13 protein-coding genes and 1 pseudogene are annotated in these 15,892 nt (G+C 64.0%); 11 read left to right on the forward strand and 3 right to left on the reverse strand.

What is annotated here, in order from left to right:
• Positions 1–137: 137 nt before the first annotated feature.
• Positions 138–1,133, reverse strand: a complete 996-nt coding sequence (locus tag BH682_RS11415; RefSeq protein WP_075832920.1) for an ABC transporter substrate-binding protein — start codon at positions 1,131–1,133, stop codon at positions 138–140.
• A 349-nt stretch (positions 1,134–1,482) separates the two neighbouring features.
• Here BH682_RS11415 and ctaD point away from each other — a divergent pair, with 349 nt between their 5' ends.
• From ctaD to yczE, 4 genes are all read left to right on the forward strand, one after another.
• A complete protein-coding gene (ctaD, locus tag BH682_RS11420) occupies positions 1,483–3,273 on the forward strand; it encodes an aa3-type cytochrome oxidase subunit I (protein ID WP_020907234.1) in 1,791 nt (596 codons plus the stop codon).
• Between the two features lie 116 nt (positions 3,274–3,389).
• On the forward strand, positions 3,390–4,610 hold the full coding sequence (gene serB, locus BH682_RS11425) for a phosphoserine phosphatase SerB (protein WP_003944761.1): 1,221 nt from the start codon (positions 3,390–3,392) through the stop codon (positions 4,608–4,610).
• Entirely contained in the window at positions 4,607–5,392 is a 786-nt protein-coding gene (locus BH682_RS11430; RefSeq protein WP_063836273.1) for a peptidyl-tRNA hydrolase, read from the forward strand. Before serB ends, BH682_RS11430 begins: the two co-directional genes overlap by 4 nt.
• 37 nt (positions 5,393–5,429) lie before the next feature.
• The gene (yczE, locus tag BH682_RS36685; RefSeq protein WP_215515836.1) at positions 5,430–6,224 is read left to right on the forward strand and encodes a membrane protein YczE; all 795 of its coding nucleotides are present in this window, start codon (positions 5,430–5,432) and stop codon (positions 6,222–6,224) included.
• On the opposite strand, the pseudogene glgX reads toward yczE, so the two are convergent.
• A pseudogene (gene glgX, locus BH682_RS11440) lies at positions 6,137–8,179 on the reverse strand (glycogen debranching protein GlgX); the annotation flags it as partial. The gene yczE and the pseudogene glgX sit on opposite strands and share 88 nt — an antisense overlap.
• 51 nt (positions 8,180–8,230) lie before the next feature.
• Between glgX and BH682_RS11445 the strand changes: the two are divergent.
• Genes BH682_RS11445 through BH682_RS11465 form a run of 5 tightly spaced genes read left to right on the forward strand, consistent with a single transcriptional unit; the run spans position 8,231 to position 12,946 of the window.
• A complete protein-coding gene (locus BH682_RS11445; RefSeq protein WP_003944728.1) occupies positions 8,231–9,052 on the forward strand; it encodes an ABC transporter ATP-binding protein in 822 nt (273 codons plus the stop codon).
• 56 nt (positions 9,053–9,108) lie between these two features.
• Complete coding sequence (locus BH682_RS11450) at positions 9,109–9,927, forward strand: NUDIX hydrolase (RefSeq protein ID WP_065352360.1); 819 nt, start codon at positions 9,109–9,111, stop codon at positions 9,925–9,927.
• Between the two features lie 10 nt (positions 9,928–9,937).
• Positions 9,938–10,717 (forward strand): enoyl-CoA hydratase/isomerase family protein, encoded by a 780-nt coding sequence (locus BH682_RS11455; RefSeq protein WP_003944701.1) that lies wholly within the window; start codon positions 9,938–9,940, stop codon positions 10,715–10,717.
• 53 nt (positions 10,718–10,770) lie between these two features.
• Positions 10,771–11,787: a class I SAM-dependent methyltransferase gene (locus BH682_RS11460; protein ID WP_003944733.1), complete on the forward strand. Its 1,017-nt coding sequence runs from the start codon at positions 10,771–10,773 to the stop codon at positions 11,785–11,787.
• A 1-nt stretch (position 11,788) separates the two neighbouring features.
• A complete protein-coding gene (locus tag BH682_RS11465; RefSeq protein ID WP_075832924.1) occupies positions 11,789–12,946 on the forward strand; it encodes a THUMP-like domain-containing protein in 1,158 nt (385 codons plus the stop codon).
• A 1-nt stretch (position 12,947) separates the two neighbouring features.
• Here BH682_RS11465 and BH682_RS11470 read toward each other — a convergent pair whose 3' ends face one another.
• Positions 12,948–14,255, reverse strand: coding sequence for an outer membrane protein assembly factor BamB family protein (locus BH682_RS11470; RefSeq protein WP_075832926.1), 1,308 nt, complete (start codon positions 14,253–14,255; stop codon positions 12,948–12,950).
• Positions 14,256–14,392: 137 nt separating this feature from the next.
• Between BH682_RS11470 and BH682_RS11475 the strand changes: the two genes are divergently transcribed.
• Together BH682_RS11475 and BH682_RS11480 are read left to right on the forward strand one after the other, a co-directional pair.
• Entirely contained in the window at positions 14,393–15,157 is a 765-nt protein-coding gene (locus tag BH682_RS11475) for an acyltransferase (protein ID WP_003944741.1), read from the forward strand.
• Positions 15,158–15,253: 96 nt separating this feature from the next.
• Positions 15,254–15,889, forward strand: coding sequence for a maleylpyruvate isomerase family mycothiol-dependent enzyme (locus BH682_RS11480; RefSeq protein ID WP_065455553.1), 636 nt, complete (start codon positions 15,254–15,256; stop codon positions 15,887–15,889).
• Positions 15,890–15,892: the final 3 nt, after the last annotated feature.

Genomic DNA, 15,892 nt, shown 5'->3' on the forward strand with positions numbered 1-15,892 from the left:
GTGAGAGAACAGACGTGCGTGAGAGAACAGACGTGCGTGAGAGAACAGACGTGCGTGAGAGAACAGACGTGCGTGAGAGAACAGACAAGTCGACGGCTTCCTGTGTGAGCGGGCGCCGTTCAGGTTAGCTGTTCGACTCAGCTGTTCTGCTTGTCCACCTCGAACGTGTCCGAGAGGTCGTCGAGGATCATGTGGGCGCCCTGGATGCTGACCGGCGACATCCAACGTGAATCGTCCACGTCGACCTTGCGTCCTCGAAGCGTCTGCCACAGCGGGCTCTCGAGGAACGGCTTCGCGGCTTCGGCGCTCTTGCCCTCGGCGTCCTGCCAGGTGCTGATGAAGATGACGTCCGCGTCGGCTTCGTTGATCAGCTCGGGGCTGATCTTCATCATGATGTTGCCGGCATCGGCGGGGTCAGGTCCCTGGTTGTCCGGGCGCTTCAATCCGGCGTCCTGAAGAACGATGCCGCTGAACGAGGTGGTGCGGTAGAGACGTGCGGTCGGTTCACCGGCGAACCGGACTACCGAGATGACCGGGTTGTTCGCCTTCTCGTTGATTTCCTTGCCGACGGCAGCCGCGCGTGTTTCGTATTCGGTGATCTTCGCCTCGGCCAGCGATTCCTTGCCCAGCGCTTGACCGACCAGGCGGATGTTGTCCTTCCACGTCGGGCCGGTCGTCTGAGTGAAGACGGTGGGTGCGATTGCGGAGAGCTGCTCGTAGTTCTTCCCGTCGCGGACCTCGGCGGAGATGATGAGGTCTGGCTGCAGTGCGGCGATCTTCTCGAGGCTTGCACTGCTGACCGTGCCGACCGAGACGGCGTCCGCGGCGAATTCCTCCCGCGAGGATCCGAGGTAGTCGGGAAGACCGGGCTCGCGGTAGTCGACGTAGCCGACGAGCGGGGATTCGAGGAGAAGGACGGCGTCGGTGAAGCTGTTGTCGAGCGCGACGATCCGCTGGGGTGCTGCCGGGATTTCGGTGCTTCCACGGAAGTGTTCGATCGTGCGGGGGAATGCGCCCGACTCGGTCGAGGTGGTGGTTGCAGCGGGCTCGTCGTTACTCGAGCAGGCTGGAACGACCAAGGCGATCGAGGCTGCGACGGCTACCAGCGCGGCGCGGCGGGGAAAGAATTTCACTGAATACTCCTGAGGTGAGTTAGGCGAGGGTGACCTTATCAGTGGAGGAGATGGCCGAAAACGGACACCGACCGAATTCTTCGACGCGCACGACACGCCGATTCGGAAGTGGGTTCGGACTCCCGGGGGAACATAAACCGCAGGTCGTTCGTTCGGTGCCGTGAAAAACGGATGCTCGAGTACGACGCAGAGTAGGACCGGGTCGCGGTGCCTCGGAGTCACGGTCTACGATTCGATGAGCGCAAGCCAGAAGCCGTTGTCCGCAGCCCGGGCGACGGACCCTGCGGGCGCAACCAAGGGCTCTTTGACGGAGTCTGCGGAGCGACCAAAGGCACATTCAGGAGGATCAGTGACTGCCGTAGCGCCCCAGCCAGTCCCCACGATAGCGCCGGCCAGGCCTTACCCGCCGCGGCAGGGACCCAAGGGCTCATTCATTTTCAAGATGATCACGACCACCGATCCCAAGGTGCTCGGAATCATGTACTTGGCGACTTCCATCGCCTTCTTCCTCATCGGTGGCCTCATGGCACTGATGATGCGTGCCGAACTTGCTGTACCCGGCATGCAGTTCCTTTCCAACGAACAGTTCAACCAGCTGTTCACCATGCACGGCACGATCATGCTGCTGCTGTACGCGACCCCGATCGTCTTCGGCTTCGCGAACTACATTCTTCCGCTCCAGATCGGTGCACCCGACGTCGCGTTCCCGCGCCTGAACGCGTTCAGCTACTGGCTGTACCTGTTCGGTGCGATCATCACGACGGCCGGATTCGTCACGCCCGGTGGCGCAGCAGACTTCGGTTGGACGGCATACACGCCGCTGACCAGCGCGCTGCACAGCCCCGGCGTCGGCGCCGACCTGTGGGTCTTGGGTCTGGCCGTCGCCGGCCTCGGCACCATCCTCGGTGGCGTCAACATGGTCACCACCGTGATCTGCCTGCGCGCACCCGGTATGACCATGTTCCGCATGCCGATCTTCACCTGGAACATCTTCATCACCAGCATCCTGATCCTGCTGGCGTTCCCGCTGCTGACCGCTGCATTCATGGGCTTGTTCGTCGACCGCCATCTCGGTGGGCACATCTTCGACCCGGCAACGGGCGGTGTGCTCCTGTGGCAGCACCTGTTCTGGTTCTTCGGTCACCCCGAGGTGTACATCATCGCGCTGCCGTTCTTCGGCATCGTCTCGGAGATCTTCCCGGTCTTCAGCCGTAAGCCGATCTTCGGCTACAGCGGCCTGGTGTACGCAACGTTGGCCATCGCCGCTCTGTCGATCGCAGTGTGGGCCCACCACATGTACGCAACCGGAGCTGTTCTCCTGCCGTACTTCTCGTTCATGACGTTCCTGATCGCCGTGCCGACAGGTGTGAAGATCTTCAACTGGATCGGCACGATGTGGAAGGGGCAGTTGACCTTCGAATCGCCGATGCTGTTCTCGATCGGCTTCCTGATCACCTTCCTCTTCGGTGGTCTGTCGGGTGTCATCCTCGCGAGCCCGCCGCTCGACTTCCACGTCACGGACAGCTACTTCGTCGTCGCCCACTTCCACTACGTGGTCTTCGGCACGGTCGTGTTCGCCACGTACGCCGGTATCTACTTCTGGTTCCCGAAGATGACCGGTCGCATGATGGACGAGCGCCTCGGCAAGTGGCACTTCTGGACCACGTTCGTCGGTTTCCACGGCACGTTCCTCGTTCAGCACTGGCTCGGTGCCGAAGGTATGCCGCGTCGTTACGCCGACTACCTGCCCTCGGACGGGTTCACGGTTCTGAACTCGGTGTCCACGATCTTTGCCTTCGTACTCGGTGCCTCGACGCTTCCGTTCATCTGGAACGTCTTCAAGAGCTACCGCTACGGCGAGGTGGTCACCGTCGACGATCCGTGGGGTTACGGAAACTCGCTGGAGTGGGCAACCACCTGCCCGCCGCCGCGTCACAACTTCACCGAGTTGCCGCGCATCCGTAGCGAGCGTCCGGCGTTCGAGCTGCACTACCCGCACATGGTGGAGCGGATGCGCGCGGAAGCGCACGTCGGCCCCGGCCACGGCGGGAAGAACGCCAGCACCGTGCTCGAAGATGCTCGTCACGAGCCGCTCACGGTCGGGGACGAAGGCGACCCCGGAACCGACAGCCGCTCCTGAGCGAAGTAACACACTGAAGTAATCAGCGAAGGCCCCGCCCGAGTAACGGGTGGGGCCTTTCGCTTGGCACAATAGTGACGATCAAGACGCGAACGAAGAAACGATCGGAGTTTTCGGTGGGTGCCTCTGACACCACTGTTCTGGTGACTGTGACCGGGCCGGACCGCCCTGGCGTCACCTCGGTACTGTTCGCGGCGCTGTCGCGGCACGATGTGCGTCTACTCGACGTGGAGCAGGTGGTGATTCGAGGTCGACTGACACTCGGTGTCATGGTTGCCTGCCCGAACGATCCCGAAGCGCTTCAGGAAGAACTCGAACAGGCGATGGCGACGGTCGGAATGAACGTCGACATCGAAATCGGTGCCGATCCCGGACGGCCCGCGGTGTCCACCCACGCGGTCGTTGTTCTCGGTAGCCCGGTCAATGCTCGCGCAATGCGATCGGTTGCACGCGAACTCGCGAAGCAGGGCGCAAACATCGATTCCATCCGTGGTGTCGCCGACTATCCGGTCACCGGCCTCGAACTCAGCGTCAGCGCGGCCGATACGGCGGACGGCGACGCGAAGCTGCGCACCGGACTCGCCGAGGTCGCCGCTCTCGAAAACGTCGACATCGCGGTCGAGCGCGCAGGTCTCGCTCGCCGGGCCAAGCGTCTGATCGTGTTCGACGTGGACTCGACGCTCGTCCAGGGCGAGGTCATCGAGATGCTCGCCGCGAAGGCCGGCGTCGAGGACGAGGTCCGCGCCGTCACCGAAGCTGCGATGCGCGGCGAGATCGACTTCACCGAATCACTGCACCAGCGTGTGGCGACACTCGCCGGTCTCGACGCCTCCGTCATCGACGAGGTGGCAGAGAGCATCGAACTGACGCCGGGTGCGCGAACCACGATTCGCACCCTGCGCCGTCTCGGATTCCACTGCGGCGTGGTGTCGGGTGGCTTCCGGCAGGTCATCGAAGGCCTCGCACACGAACTCGAACTGGACTTCGTGCACGCCAACACCCTCGAAATCGTCGACGGCAAGCTGACCGGACGTGTGATCGGTGAAATCGTCGACCGCGCCGCGAAGGCCGTTGCGCTGCGCAAGTTCGCCGATCAGGTCGGTGTGCCGATGGAACAGACCGTCGCCGTCGGTGACGGTGCCAACGACATCGACATGCTCAACGCCGCGGGCCTGGGCGTGGCGTTCAACGCCAAGCCTGCGTTGCGGGAGGTCGCAGATGCTGCGTTGTCGCATCCCTTCCTCGACGCTGTGCTGTTCATTCTCGGTGTGACCCGCGACGAGGTCGAGGCTGCGGACGCCGTCGACGGTGGCGTGCGACGCGTACCGATTCCATGAGTTCCGATCCAGCATTCAGTTCCGATCCAGCTGTGATGTCCGGCCCCGATTCGCGCTGGCGCGAGCGCCACGCGGTGCTGGCCGCTGGGTACGGAGGGCGAGACGATCCCGCGGATCCGGCGCTGGTGTTGGCGATGCCGATCGTTCTGCACATTCCGAAGGCAGACCCGCCCAAGCGCACCGCACTGCTCGAGGCTGCGGCAACGGCGGCTGTGGCGCTGTGTCTGGACGAACGCGTCGGGTTCACCGAAGACGGGGAACCCGGCCCCTGGCACGAGGACTATTCGGCGTGGGTGGGTGCCCGGATTCGGAAGGTGTCTCGTCGAGCGCGAGGAGCGCAGTGGCTCGCCGCGCAGGAGGTACCGGGAATCACCGTCGATGTGGATGGCGCGCAGGCGCGGGCTCTGGTTCCCGGGCCGGTCGGAGAACTGGACCCGCGAATCAAGAAGTTGCAGATCGGTGGGACCGATCTCGAGCACGACGAGCCTGGCCCGCCGGAGCCTGGTCTTCCGGTGCTGTGGATCGACTCGGCGCTCGAGATGACGGTTGGCAAGGCGTCGGCACAGGTCGGGCATGCCTCGATGTTGTTGGCGGCGGCCATGTCCGAGAAACAGTGCTGGGCCTGGGCGCAGAACGACTTTCGCTGCTCGGTGCGCGACGCGAGCCCGGAACAGTGGGCCGAAGCAGTAGTTCGGCTGAAGAAGTCGGAGGCCGTCGCGGTTCGTGACGCTGGTTTCACGGAAGTGGCACCAGGCTCCATGACAGTCATCGCGGTTCCGTAGAGACGCAACCGACCAGTCCAGTATCGGCAACTTGGCTATGGATGAACAGTCCAGTGGCCATCAAGATGGTCGGGTGTTGATACGGAGATTCGCCTCGCTGTTCGTTGGTCTGTGGTTGTACGGCTTCTCGATGGCCATGATGATCACAGCCGGTCTTGGTCTGGATCCCTGGGATGTGTTCCATCAGGGCGTGGCCGAGCATGTTTCGCTCAGTTTCGGCGTGATCACTGCGATTACCGGTGCGGTGGTACTGCTGCTCTGGATTCCGATCCGTCAGCGGCCGGGATTCGGAACGGTCGCCAATGTCGTTGTAATTGCCATCTCGGTGGATACCTCACTGGCCTTCTTGCCGGTCTTTGATTCCATGCCAGTTCGAGCCATGATCATGGTCGCGGGAATCCTCCTCAACGGACTGGCCAGCGTTCTCTACATCGGCGCGGGCATGGGGCCGGGCCCCCGCGACGGATTGATGACCGGACTGGTCGCTCGCACAGGTCTGTCGGTCAGGCTCGTGCGTACCAGCATCGAGATCGCGGTCCTCACGACCGGATGGCTCCTCGGTGGAACCGTCGGCGTCGGAACAGTGTTGTACGCCTTCGGGATCGGACCGACCATTCAATTCCTCATCAAGGTGCTGCCGGATTCCATGACAGCAGCGGTGACCGGAGGACGTGTCACGGAACGTAAGGCCAAGACCGTGGGGCCGGTCAGCGAAATCTCGGTGCCGACGGGAACTTCGGCCGTGGAGGCAGGTTCTCCGGTGGGTGAAGCCGAATCGAACGATGCAGTCAAGGTGCCGTCGAACCATTCCGGAGTGCCGACGGTGACCTGAACCGGTCCACCGGAATGCAGGATCAGGAGCCAACTGTCGTCACCGAGTGGGCGCCCGGTTCGAGTGTGAGACCGAACGTCGGCTCCGTCGATCCAGGCCTGCAGCGTTCGGTGACTCTCGTCGTACCATGCGGTGTCGTCGAACTCGACGCCGGCAGCGTCGAACCAGACGAGGTCCGGGTGCTCCAGTCTTCTTCTGCCTTCGAAGAATTCGGGCTGACGCAACGCCGGTGCCGCTCGGCGTAATCCGAACGCTCGGGAGACGAACTGCACCAACGACTGATCGGCCGCCGTCCAGTCCAGGGCCCACGAATCGGCTGGGGAGGCAAGTGTGGGAACACAATACGCGTTGTTGTTTCCGCCGAGACTGTGGCCGAACTCGTCTCCGGCGGTGAGCATCGGTGTGCCTGTCGACAGCACGAGCGTGGCCAGTAGCGCCCGTACATGACGTGCCCTGGCGTCCTGAATCTCGGGATCGGTGCTCGGGCCTTCGATTCCGTGGTTGAACGAATCGTTGTGATCGGCGCCGTCACGATTGTCTTCACCGTTGGCTTCGTTGTGCTTGTGGTTGTACGCGACCAGATCGGCGGCGGTGAACCCGTCGTGCGCTGTGACGAAGTTGATCGACGCCCAGGGGCGACGGCCGCTGCCGGCAAAGATGTCCTCGGAACCGGCGAGGCGCGACGCGACCTTCCGGACGCTGGATCCGCCGTTCCAGAACTGGCGAATGGTGCTGCGGTACTTGTCGTTCCATTCGGACCACTGGAGTCCGAAGTTTCCGACCTGGTAACCGTCGGCCGTCGCATCCCACGGTTCGGCGATGAGCTTGCACCGAGTCAGTACCGGATCGGAGGAGATGGCGGACAGGATGGACGCCCGCTGGTCGAAGCCTCCGCCGCGCGGCCTACCCAACGCGCTCGCAAGATCGAATCGGAAGCCGTCGACACCCATTTCGGTGGCCCAGTAACGGAGGCTGTCGGTGATCATGCGGACGGCGATGGGGGAGCAGGCGTCGACCGTGTTGCCGCACCCGGTCAGGTCGATGTCGCGGCCGTCGCCGTCGAGAAGGTAATAGCCGGGGCCGTCCAAACCTCGCCAGCTGACACTGATTCCGTCGACACTCTGCTCGCAGGTGTGGTTGTAGACGACGTCGAGGACGACCTCGATGCCTGCCGCGTGTAGTGCGTCGACCATGATCCGGAACTCGGTGACTTCGCCGCCCGGAGTTGCCGCGTATCCGGGATGCGGGGCGAAGTACGACGCCGTCGAGTATCCCCAGTGGTTGCGCATCCCTCGCTCGCGGACGCTGTGTTCGGTCAGAAATGCCTGTACGGGAAGCAGTTCCACGGCAGTGACGCCGAGTGAGACGAGGTGATCGATCACGGCCGGTGCCGTCAGGCCGAGGTACGTTCCGCGGTGGGCGGCGGGTACTCCTGGATGACTGGCGGTGTACGCGCCCACATGCAGTTCGTAGATGACGCTTTCCTCCCACGGCGTCTCGAGGCGGGCTCCGGCGGGCGCGAGGCCGGGAGTCACCACGGACAGCGGCACGTGGCCGAGCGAGTCGACCGTCGACGGGTCGCCGAAGGGATCGTCGGCGTACGACAGGAGGGCACGGTGATCACCGAGATCCCCCTCGATGCGGCGCGCCCACGGATCGACGAGCAGCTTGTGTGGATTAAGTCTCAGCCCGGCGCGCGGATTCCACGGGCCGGACGACCGAATTCCGTAACGCTGCCCCGCACCGATCCCGGAGATGATTCCGTGCCAGATTCCGTACGTGTGTTGCCGAAGTTCGACGCGATCTTCGTTTCCGTCCTGGTCGATCAGGCAGATGTGGACGCTCGACGCGGCCGGGGCGTGGACCGCGAACTGGGTTCCGGAGTCCACGATGTGGGCGCCGAGTGGGAACGGAGACCCGGGCGTCGGGGGGTGAGTTTCGATGAGAGGCGACACGCAAGATGATCCTGCCGTGAACGGCCGGAGAATGTGCGGGAAGATGTTCGGGTGCCGCTACCTGATCCAGATCTGCTCATCGATTTCGACAACGTACTCATCCGTCGGGGAGGGTCCACTCTCGTGGGGCCCGTCACCTGGAAAGTGGAGCTGGACGAGCGATGGGTGGTGCTCGGACCCAACGGTGCCGGCAAGACCTCGCTGCTGCGCATCGCGGCCGGTGAGACTTTCCCGACCAGTGGTTCTGCCCACCTCCTTGGCGAAGTTCTCGGCAAGGTCGACGTCAACGAGTTGCGCCCGCGAATCGGTTTGTCCTCGTCGTCGTTGGCGAACCGCGTGCCCGGCGACGAGAAGGTCAGCGACCTCGTCGTGTCGGCGGGCTACGCCGTTCTCGGTCGGTGGCGCGAGGAGTACGAATCCATGGACACCTCGCGCGCTGTGGAGATGCTCGAAAGCCTCGGCGCCGAGCACCTGGCGGATCGGACGTACGGGACGCTTTCCGAAGGCGAGCGCAAGCGCGTCCTCATCGCGCGAGCCTTGATGACCGATCCCGAACTTCTTCTCCTGGACGAGCCCGCCGCCGGGCTCGATCTCGGTGGACGTGAGGAACTTGTGGCTAGACTCGCCGAACTGGCTGCCGATCCGGACGCCCCGGCTACCGTTCTGATCACCCATCACGTCGAGGAAATCCCGCCGGGATTCACCCACGCACTCCTTCTCAAGGAAGGGGAGGTCGTCTCTCAGGGCCTTCTGGACGACGTCATCACCGCCGAAAATCTGAGCGCGGCATTCAGCCAGTCCATCAGCCTCGACAAGGCGGACGGCCGATACTTCGCGCGCCGTGCGAGGCCGTCCGGAGCTCATCGCGCGTGAGCTTCAGTGGGACCTGAAATGCGGCCCAGATCACAGATCGCGTAGGTTCGCGAAGCATGGCTAACGAGAATGCAAACGCTGTCCCCGAGCCCAAGGATGCGTCGACCGTCATCTTGGTGCGCGATGCCGAATCCGGTATCGAGATCTTCCTGCTTCAACGAGTACAGGGGATGGCGTTTGCCGGGGGCATGACGGTATTCCCCGGCGGCGGCGTCGACAAGTCCGATGCGACGGCCGAGGTCGAGTGGGCCGGACCGTCGGTCGAGTGGTGGGCCGAGCGGTTCAGCACGGATGTTGCTCGGGCGAAGGCTCTCGTCTTGGCTGCGGTGCGGGAAACTTTCGAGGAGTGCGGTGTCCTGCTGGCCGGCCCCACGGCTGACACGGTCGTCGCGGACACGGCCGGCTATGCACAGGACCGAGTAGCTCTCGAAAAGCACGAGCTGTCGTTCAGCGATTTCCTGAAGAAGGAGAACCTGGTCCTGCGCACGGATCTGCTGCGGCCGTGGGCGAACTGGATTACGCCGGTGGGCGAGACCCGCCGCTACGACACGCGCTTCTTCGTCGCAGCGTCACCGACCGGACAGATCGCGGACGGCGTCACCTCCGAGGCCGCCGAGGTTCGTTGGCAGAGCCCGCAGGACGCGCTGGCGCACTGGCGGGAGGGTGGCAGCATCCTGTTGCCGCCGACGTGGAGTCAGCTGACCGAATTGGCCAAGTTCAGTTCGGTGGCGGAGATACTCGCAGCCGAGCCGGTGATTCCCGTCATCCTGCCTACGTTGATCACCGACGAGGAAACGCTGCGCGTCGAGTTCCCGAACCAGGACGGTTACTACGTCGCCGGGCCGCATCCGTGGTCGGTCAAGGCGGCAAAGTAACCTCTCGACCATGGCTGAATTTGTGACTCTCGAGGTTTCCGAAGGCATCGGCACCATCCGTCTGGCGCGTCCGCCCATGAACGCTCTGAACCGTCAGGTTCAGGACGAGTTGGCTGCTGCCGCACACGCTGCGACCGTCGACAAGGCAGTCAAGGCCGTCATCGTCTACGGCGGCGAGAAAGTCTTCGCAGCAGGTGCAGACGTCAAGGAAATGGCCGAGATGGATTACGGCCAGATCCGTGACGCGATCGGTGGCATGCAGGCCGGGCTCGGCGCCGTGGCGTCCATCCCGAAGCCGACCGTTGCCGCGATCACCGGATACGCACTCGGTGGTGGACTCGAAGTTGCACTCTCGGCCGATCGCCGGATCGTCGGAGACAACGCCAAGCTCGGAGTTCCGGAGATTCTGCTCGGAATCATTCCCGGTGGCGGCGGAACGCAGCGCCTGGCTCGTCTGATCGGTCCGGCAAAGGCCAAGGATCTGGTCTTCACCGGCCGTTTCGTCGGGGCTGACGAGGCGTTGGCCATCGGTCTGGTCGACGAGGTCGTCGCTCCCGACGACGTGTACACCGCCGCTCGCACGTGGGCCTCGCAGTTCGTCGGGGGAGCGTCACGTGCGTTGGCTGCTGCCAAGGCAGCCATCGACGAGGGTCTGAACACCGACCTGGAATCCGGGCTCAAGATCGAGCAGCATCTGTTCGCCGGATTGTTCGCGACCAAGGATCAGGCGATCGGCATGGAGTCGTTCATCGCGAACGGTCCGGGCAAGGCCGAGTTCACGGGCGAGTAGGCTCCCCTAAACTAGAACTTGTTCATCTCTTACCAGCGAGTAGGATAGCCGCCATGACAGCCAGCCCGAATGACGACGCAACCGTCACGCCGCCCGCCGCTACCGACACCTCGGTAGTCGACCCCGCGCCGCGGCCGCACGCCACGGCCGAAGAGGTCGAGGCCGCTCGTAAGGACACCAAGCTCGCCCAGGTGCTCTACCACGACTGGGAAGCCGAAACCTACGACGACAAGTGGTCCATCTCGTACGACGAGCGCTGCATCGACTACGCACGTGGTCGTTTCGACGCCGTCGCGGGCGATCAGCCGCTCCCGTACGAGCGCGCGCTCGAACTCGGTTGCGGCACCGGATTCTTCCTCCTGAACCTGATGCAGGGTGGAGTCGCCAAGACCGGTTCGGTCACCGACCTCTCGCCCGGCATGGTCAAGGTCGCACTGCGCAATGCCGAAAGCCTCGGCCTTCCGGTCGACGGCCGTGTTGCCGATGCCGAGACCATTCCGTACGAGGACAACACCTTCGACCTGGTGGTCGGCCACGCCGTGCTGCACCACATTCCGGACGTCGAGAAGTCGCTGCGTGAGGTCCTTCGTGTCCTCAAGCCCGGCGGACGTTTCGTCTTCGCCGGTGAGCCCACCACTGTCGGCAACTTCTACGCCCGCTGGCTCGGCCGCGCGACGTGGGAAGCAACCACACGCGTGACCAAGCTGCCGTTCCTCGCAGACTGGCGTCGTCCGCAAGAGGAACTCGACGAGTCTTCTCGTGCAGCAGCTCTCGAAGCTGTCGTCGACATCCACACGTTCGACCCCACCGACCTCGAGAACATGGCGAAGTCTGCGGGCGCCGATCAGGTCCACGCTGCCACCGAGGAATTCGCCGCGGCGCTTCTCGGCTGGCCTGTCCGTACCTTCGAAGCGGCTGTTCCGCCGGAGAAGCTCGGTTGGGGCTGGGGGCGTTTCGCTTTCGGTGGTTGGAAGACGCTCAGCTGGGTCGACGAGAAGGTGCTCCGCCACGTCGTTCCTCGCGGATTCTTCTACAACGTCATGATCACCGGCGTGAAGCCCGGCAACTGAATTGGGTTATGACTTCACCCTCGGCGACGTCGACTATCTCGGAAGTGATTCCGGCGTAGCTGCCTTGGCCGAGGTGGATCAGCTCGAACTGTCCACGCGTACGCGTCTGGCCGACATCGGCCGGGCGCGTACGCGTTTCGGTGATCACATGCCTGCGCTCGTGGACACCGTCCTGCTTCGACGAAAGGCCGCTACGAAACTGCCCGGCAGTGATCAGTGGTTGTTCACGGACGACGCGATGCAACAAGCCACTCCCGGCGTTGTCGCGGCCCACCGCGCGCAGCGTCTGATCGGGCGCGACGTCCACGACGTGACGTGCTCCATCGGCGCCGAACTGCATGCCTTGACCGGAGTTGCGCATCGCGTGATCGGCAGCGACATCGATTCCGTTCGCCTGGCGATGGCACAGCGCAATGTGCCGAGCGCAGCGTTGCTGCGGGCCGACGCGCTCCGCCCGACGACACGCGACACCGTCGTACTGGCAGACCCCGCACGGCGATCGGGCGGTCGCCGCACTCACGATCCGGCAGCGTTGATGCCACCTCTACCGGGCCTCATCGAGGCGTACTCCGGCCGTGATCTCGCGGTGAAGTGTGCTCCCGGACTCGATTTCGACAATCTGGGCTGGGACGGGGAAGTCGAGGTCGTCTCGCTCGACGGCGGCGTCAAGGAAGCCTGCCTGTGGTCGACGGGGCTGGCCGAGTCCGGCGTCACGCGTCGAGCTTCGGTGCTTCGCTCCGACGGGAGCGGGTGGGCGATCACCGACGCCGAGGACGACGTGATTCCGGAGCAAGCGCCGGGGGAGTGGATCATCGACCCGGACGGAGCGGTAGTGCGCGCGGGCCTCGTGCGCCACTACGCGGCCAGACACGGCCTCTGGCAGCTCGATCCACGCATCGCTTATCTGACCGGTGACAGCGTCCCTGAGGGAGTTCGCGGATTCCGGATCCTCGAGCAGATCAAGTACTCCGAGAAACTGCTCAAACAGACACTGTCCAAGCGGGACTGCGGTGTGGCCGAAATCCTGGTGCGAGGAGTCGACGTGGACCCGGCAGTGCTGCGTCCACGGCTCAAGCTCAAGGGCTCGCGTGCACTGAGCGTCGTGATCGTGCGGATCGGACGATCGGCGTCGGCCTTCATCTGTGAGGCGTCCCGCTAGCTCACTTGAAGACGAACAGCTCACCGATTGCGCTGGGCGTCAACACTTCGCCCTTGGGGCCGATCGAGGTGCCGACGGTGAAGCCGACTGCTCCCGGCAACGTGTCCTGATCCACCGTCTCACCGGTTTCGGTGTCGAAGGTGATCAGGCTCAGTCCGTTCTCACCCTCGCGGACGACGGTGTATCCGGTGTCGCCGGCGGTCTGCGCCGGAACGCCCAGTTGCAGAAGGTCTTTACGTTCCCAGGCCAGTTCGGCGTGATCTCCCTCGTCGCGCACGGCAAGGAGGTGGCCCTTGTCGCCGCCGGCGGGAATGATCAAACCGTCGTCGGACGTCGAGGCACTACCGGCCGAGTTGAAGCCGATGTCGTAACTCCACCTGGTGTCACCGGTTTCGGCGTTCACTGCCCAGAGAGATCCGTTGTTGTCGGTGGCGTAGACGGTCTTGCCGTCCTTCGACAGGTCCGGGCTCGACGCCGTTCCACCGGGAAGCGCGTCGGTGGACCACTCGCGGGTGATGGACGGATTGTCGCCGCCCGTGTACTTCATGGCGACCAGATCGGCTGCCTGAGAACTGGGTCCGTAGAAGGTGAAGTAGAACTTGCCGGTGCCCAGGTCCACTGCCGGGGTATTGGCCACCGGGCAGCCGGACGTGCCGAGGAAGCACTCGTTCAAACCCTTGTTGTCGGGAATGAGTTCTGCATTCGCGCCCTGGTCGATCGACGGCGGCGGGATCAGGTCGAACGACGGAACCACTTTTGCGCCGGTCTGCGGGTTGAGCACGTTGATCTGACCCAATTGGGTGATGAACAACAGGTTTCCGTCGCCGGTGAACTGTGACGAGAGAGGAGTGCCCACAACGAGCGTGCGCCAACGCAATTGACCAGTCTCGGTGAAGGACATCATCGCGCCGCTCTCGCCGACGTAGACATTGGTGGCCGTGTCGACGATGGGTGTGGACGCGACTACTCCGTCGTTGAGTCGAGCGCACCACTTCTTGCGACCCGTATCCATCTGGAACGAGAAGAGATTGCAGCCGTTCTCGGTGCGCGCGGTGACGAAGCTCTGACCGTTCGCGGCCACCGAGGCGTACGCGGCAACCGGACCACCGAGGGGGCGTGACCATGCGAACTCGACATCGCGTGATCCGGTGACCGGGCTCGTGTCGCTGTTGCGGGCGTCGGCATGCATGGCCGGCCAACCCGCCGACGCGTACCGGTCCACCTGTCCGTCGTCGCTGCCGCAACCGGCGATCAGGGCCGCAGCGATCGCCGTCGACACCATCACGGACGACCGTAGGACCCGCCGCATCACAATCTCCCTGCCTTCACTTGATCAAGAGCCCTCGGTAACTGCACAAGCCCGGACCAGAGACTATCCCGACCGGGGCAACGTGACGGGGCACACCCCGAGGGTCGGTGAGTCGGCCCCACGTAGGCTGAACACTCATGACGAGCATGTGGGGCGCACCGTTGCGCACTCGATGGCGGGGATCACGCCGAGGCGACAGCGATCAGGCCAAGTTCTTGACGGTCGATTCCCTCAAATGGGTTCTGGCGAACAAGGCGTACACACCCTGGTATCTGGTGCGGTACTACCGTCTCGCCAAGTTCAAGATGGCCAACCCGCACGTGATCCTGCGCGGCATGGTGTTCCTCGGCAAGAACGTCGAAATCCATTCCACCCCCGACCTGTCCCGCCTCGAGATCGGGCGCTGGGTGCACATCGGTGACGGCAACGCGATCCGCTGCCACGAAGGCTCGCTGCGCATCGGCGACAAGGTCGTCTTCGGCAAGGACAACGTCGTCAACACGTACCTCGACATCGAAATCGGTGCGTCGACGCTCGTAGCCGACTGGTGCTACATCTGCGACTTCGACCACCGCATGGACGACATCAACACACCGATCAAGGACCAGGGCATCGTCAAGGGCCCCGTCCGTATCGGCCCGGACACGTGGGTGGCAGCGAAGGTCACCGTGCTGCGAAATACCCGCGTCGGACGCGGTTGTGTCCTCGGGGCGCACGCCGTCGTCAAGGGCGACATCCCGGACTACAGCATCGCGGTCGGCTCGCCCGCGAAGGCGGTCAAGAACCGCAAGTCCGATTGGGAAGCCGGCGCTGCCGATCGCGCGAAGTACATCGCGGCGCTCGAAGACATCGCGCGCAAGAAGGCCGCCGCAGACGCTGCCGACGCGTCGTCGACGTCGTAGCTCATTTTCCGCAGAACCAGCGATTACTTTCGGCGCCGCCACCGGTCTGTATCGGTATCGGCGCCGAAAGTCTGCGCCGGTGAAAGGAGTGCCGACATGAGCGAACAGACACCCGAATGGGTCGTGGCGCAGCGCCGCGAACTGGTGGGATTTCTCGAAGGCCTGAGCACGGAGCAGTGGAACGCGCCGACCCTGTGCGAGGGGTGGCGGGTCCGCGAAGTGATCGCGCACATCACCATGCCCTACCGATACTCGGCGCCGCGATTCGTCGTGGAAATGGTCAAGTCACGCGGAAACTTCAACAAGATGTCGAACCGGCGAGCGCTCGCCGATGCGTCCGAAGTCGGTGAGCGACAACTGCTTGCCTCGCTTCGCGACAACGTTGCACACCCGTGGAAGCCACCAGGCGGCGGCTTCGAGGGTGCGCTCTCGCACGACGTGATCCACGGTCAGGACATTCGCGTGGCACTCGGCGACGACTACGTGGTGCCCGAAGACCGGCTCACTCGCGTGCTCAGCGGACTCTCGCCCAAAACCCTGAAGTATTTCGGGACGGACCTCGACGGCGCTCGGCTGCGCGCCGACGACCGAGACTGGACGTACGGTGCCGGCGCCGAGGTTCACGGGGCGGCGCAGGATCTCCTGCTCGTGCTGTGCGGCCGGATGATGCCACCAGGCCATCTGCTCGGGGATGCGAGTTCTCGTTTCACCGCGCCCCTCCCGACCCGCTGAGGT

The organism is Rhodococcus sp. YL-1 (genome assembly GCF_001942025.1).
Classification (GTDB): domain Bacteria; phylum Actinomycetota; class Actinomycetes; order Mycobacteriales; family Mycobacteriaceae; genus Rhodococcus_F; species Rhodococcus_F qingshengii.

What these genes read in the sequence shown, in the direction of transcription:
- BH682_RS11430 (WP_063836273.1), top strand. Translation starts at nt 4,607, where the DNA reads ATGAGTTCCGATCCAGCATTCAGTTCCGATCCAGCTGTGATGTCCGGC.
- yczE (WP_215515836.1), top strand. Translation starts at nt 5,430, where the DNA reads ATGGATGAACAGTCCAGTGGCCATCAAGATGGTCGGGTGTTGATACGG.
- BH682_RS11450 (WP_065352360.1), top strand. Translation starts at nt 9,109, where the DNA reads ATGGCTAACGAGAATGCAAACGCTGTCCCCGAGCCCAAGGATGCGTCG.
- BH682_RS11455 (WP_003944701.1), top strand. Translation starts at nt 9,938, where the DNA reads ATGGCTGAATTTGTGACTCTCGAGGTTTCCGAAGGCATCGGCACCATC.
- BH682_RS11460 (WP_003944733.1), top strand. Translation starts at nt 10,771, where the DNA reads ATGACAGCCAGCCCGAATGACGACGCAACCGTCACGCCGCCCGCCGCT.
- BH682_RS11470 (WP_075832926.1), bottom strand. Translation starts at nt 14,255, where the DNA reads ATGCGGCGGGTCCTACGGTCGTCCGTGATGGTGTCGACGGCGATCGCT.
- BH682_RS11475 (WP_003944741.1), top strand. Translation starts at nt 14,393, where the DNA reads ATGACGAGCATGTGGGGCGCACCGTTGCGCACTCGATGGCGGGGATCA.
- BH682_RS11480 (WP_065455553.1), top strand. Translation starts at nt 15,254, where the DNA reads ATGAGCGAACAGACACCCGAATGGGTCGTGGCGCAGCGCCGCGAACTG.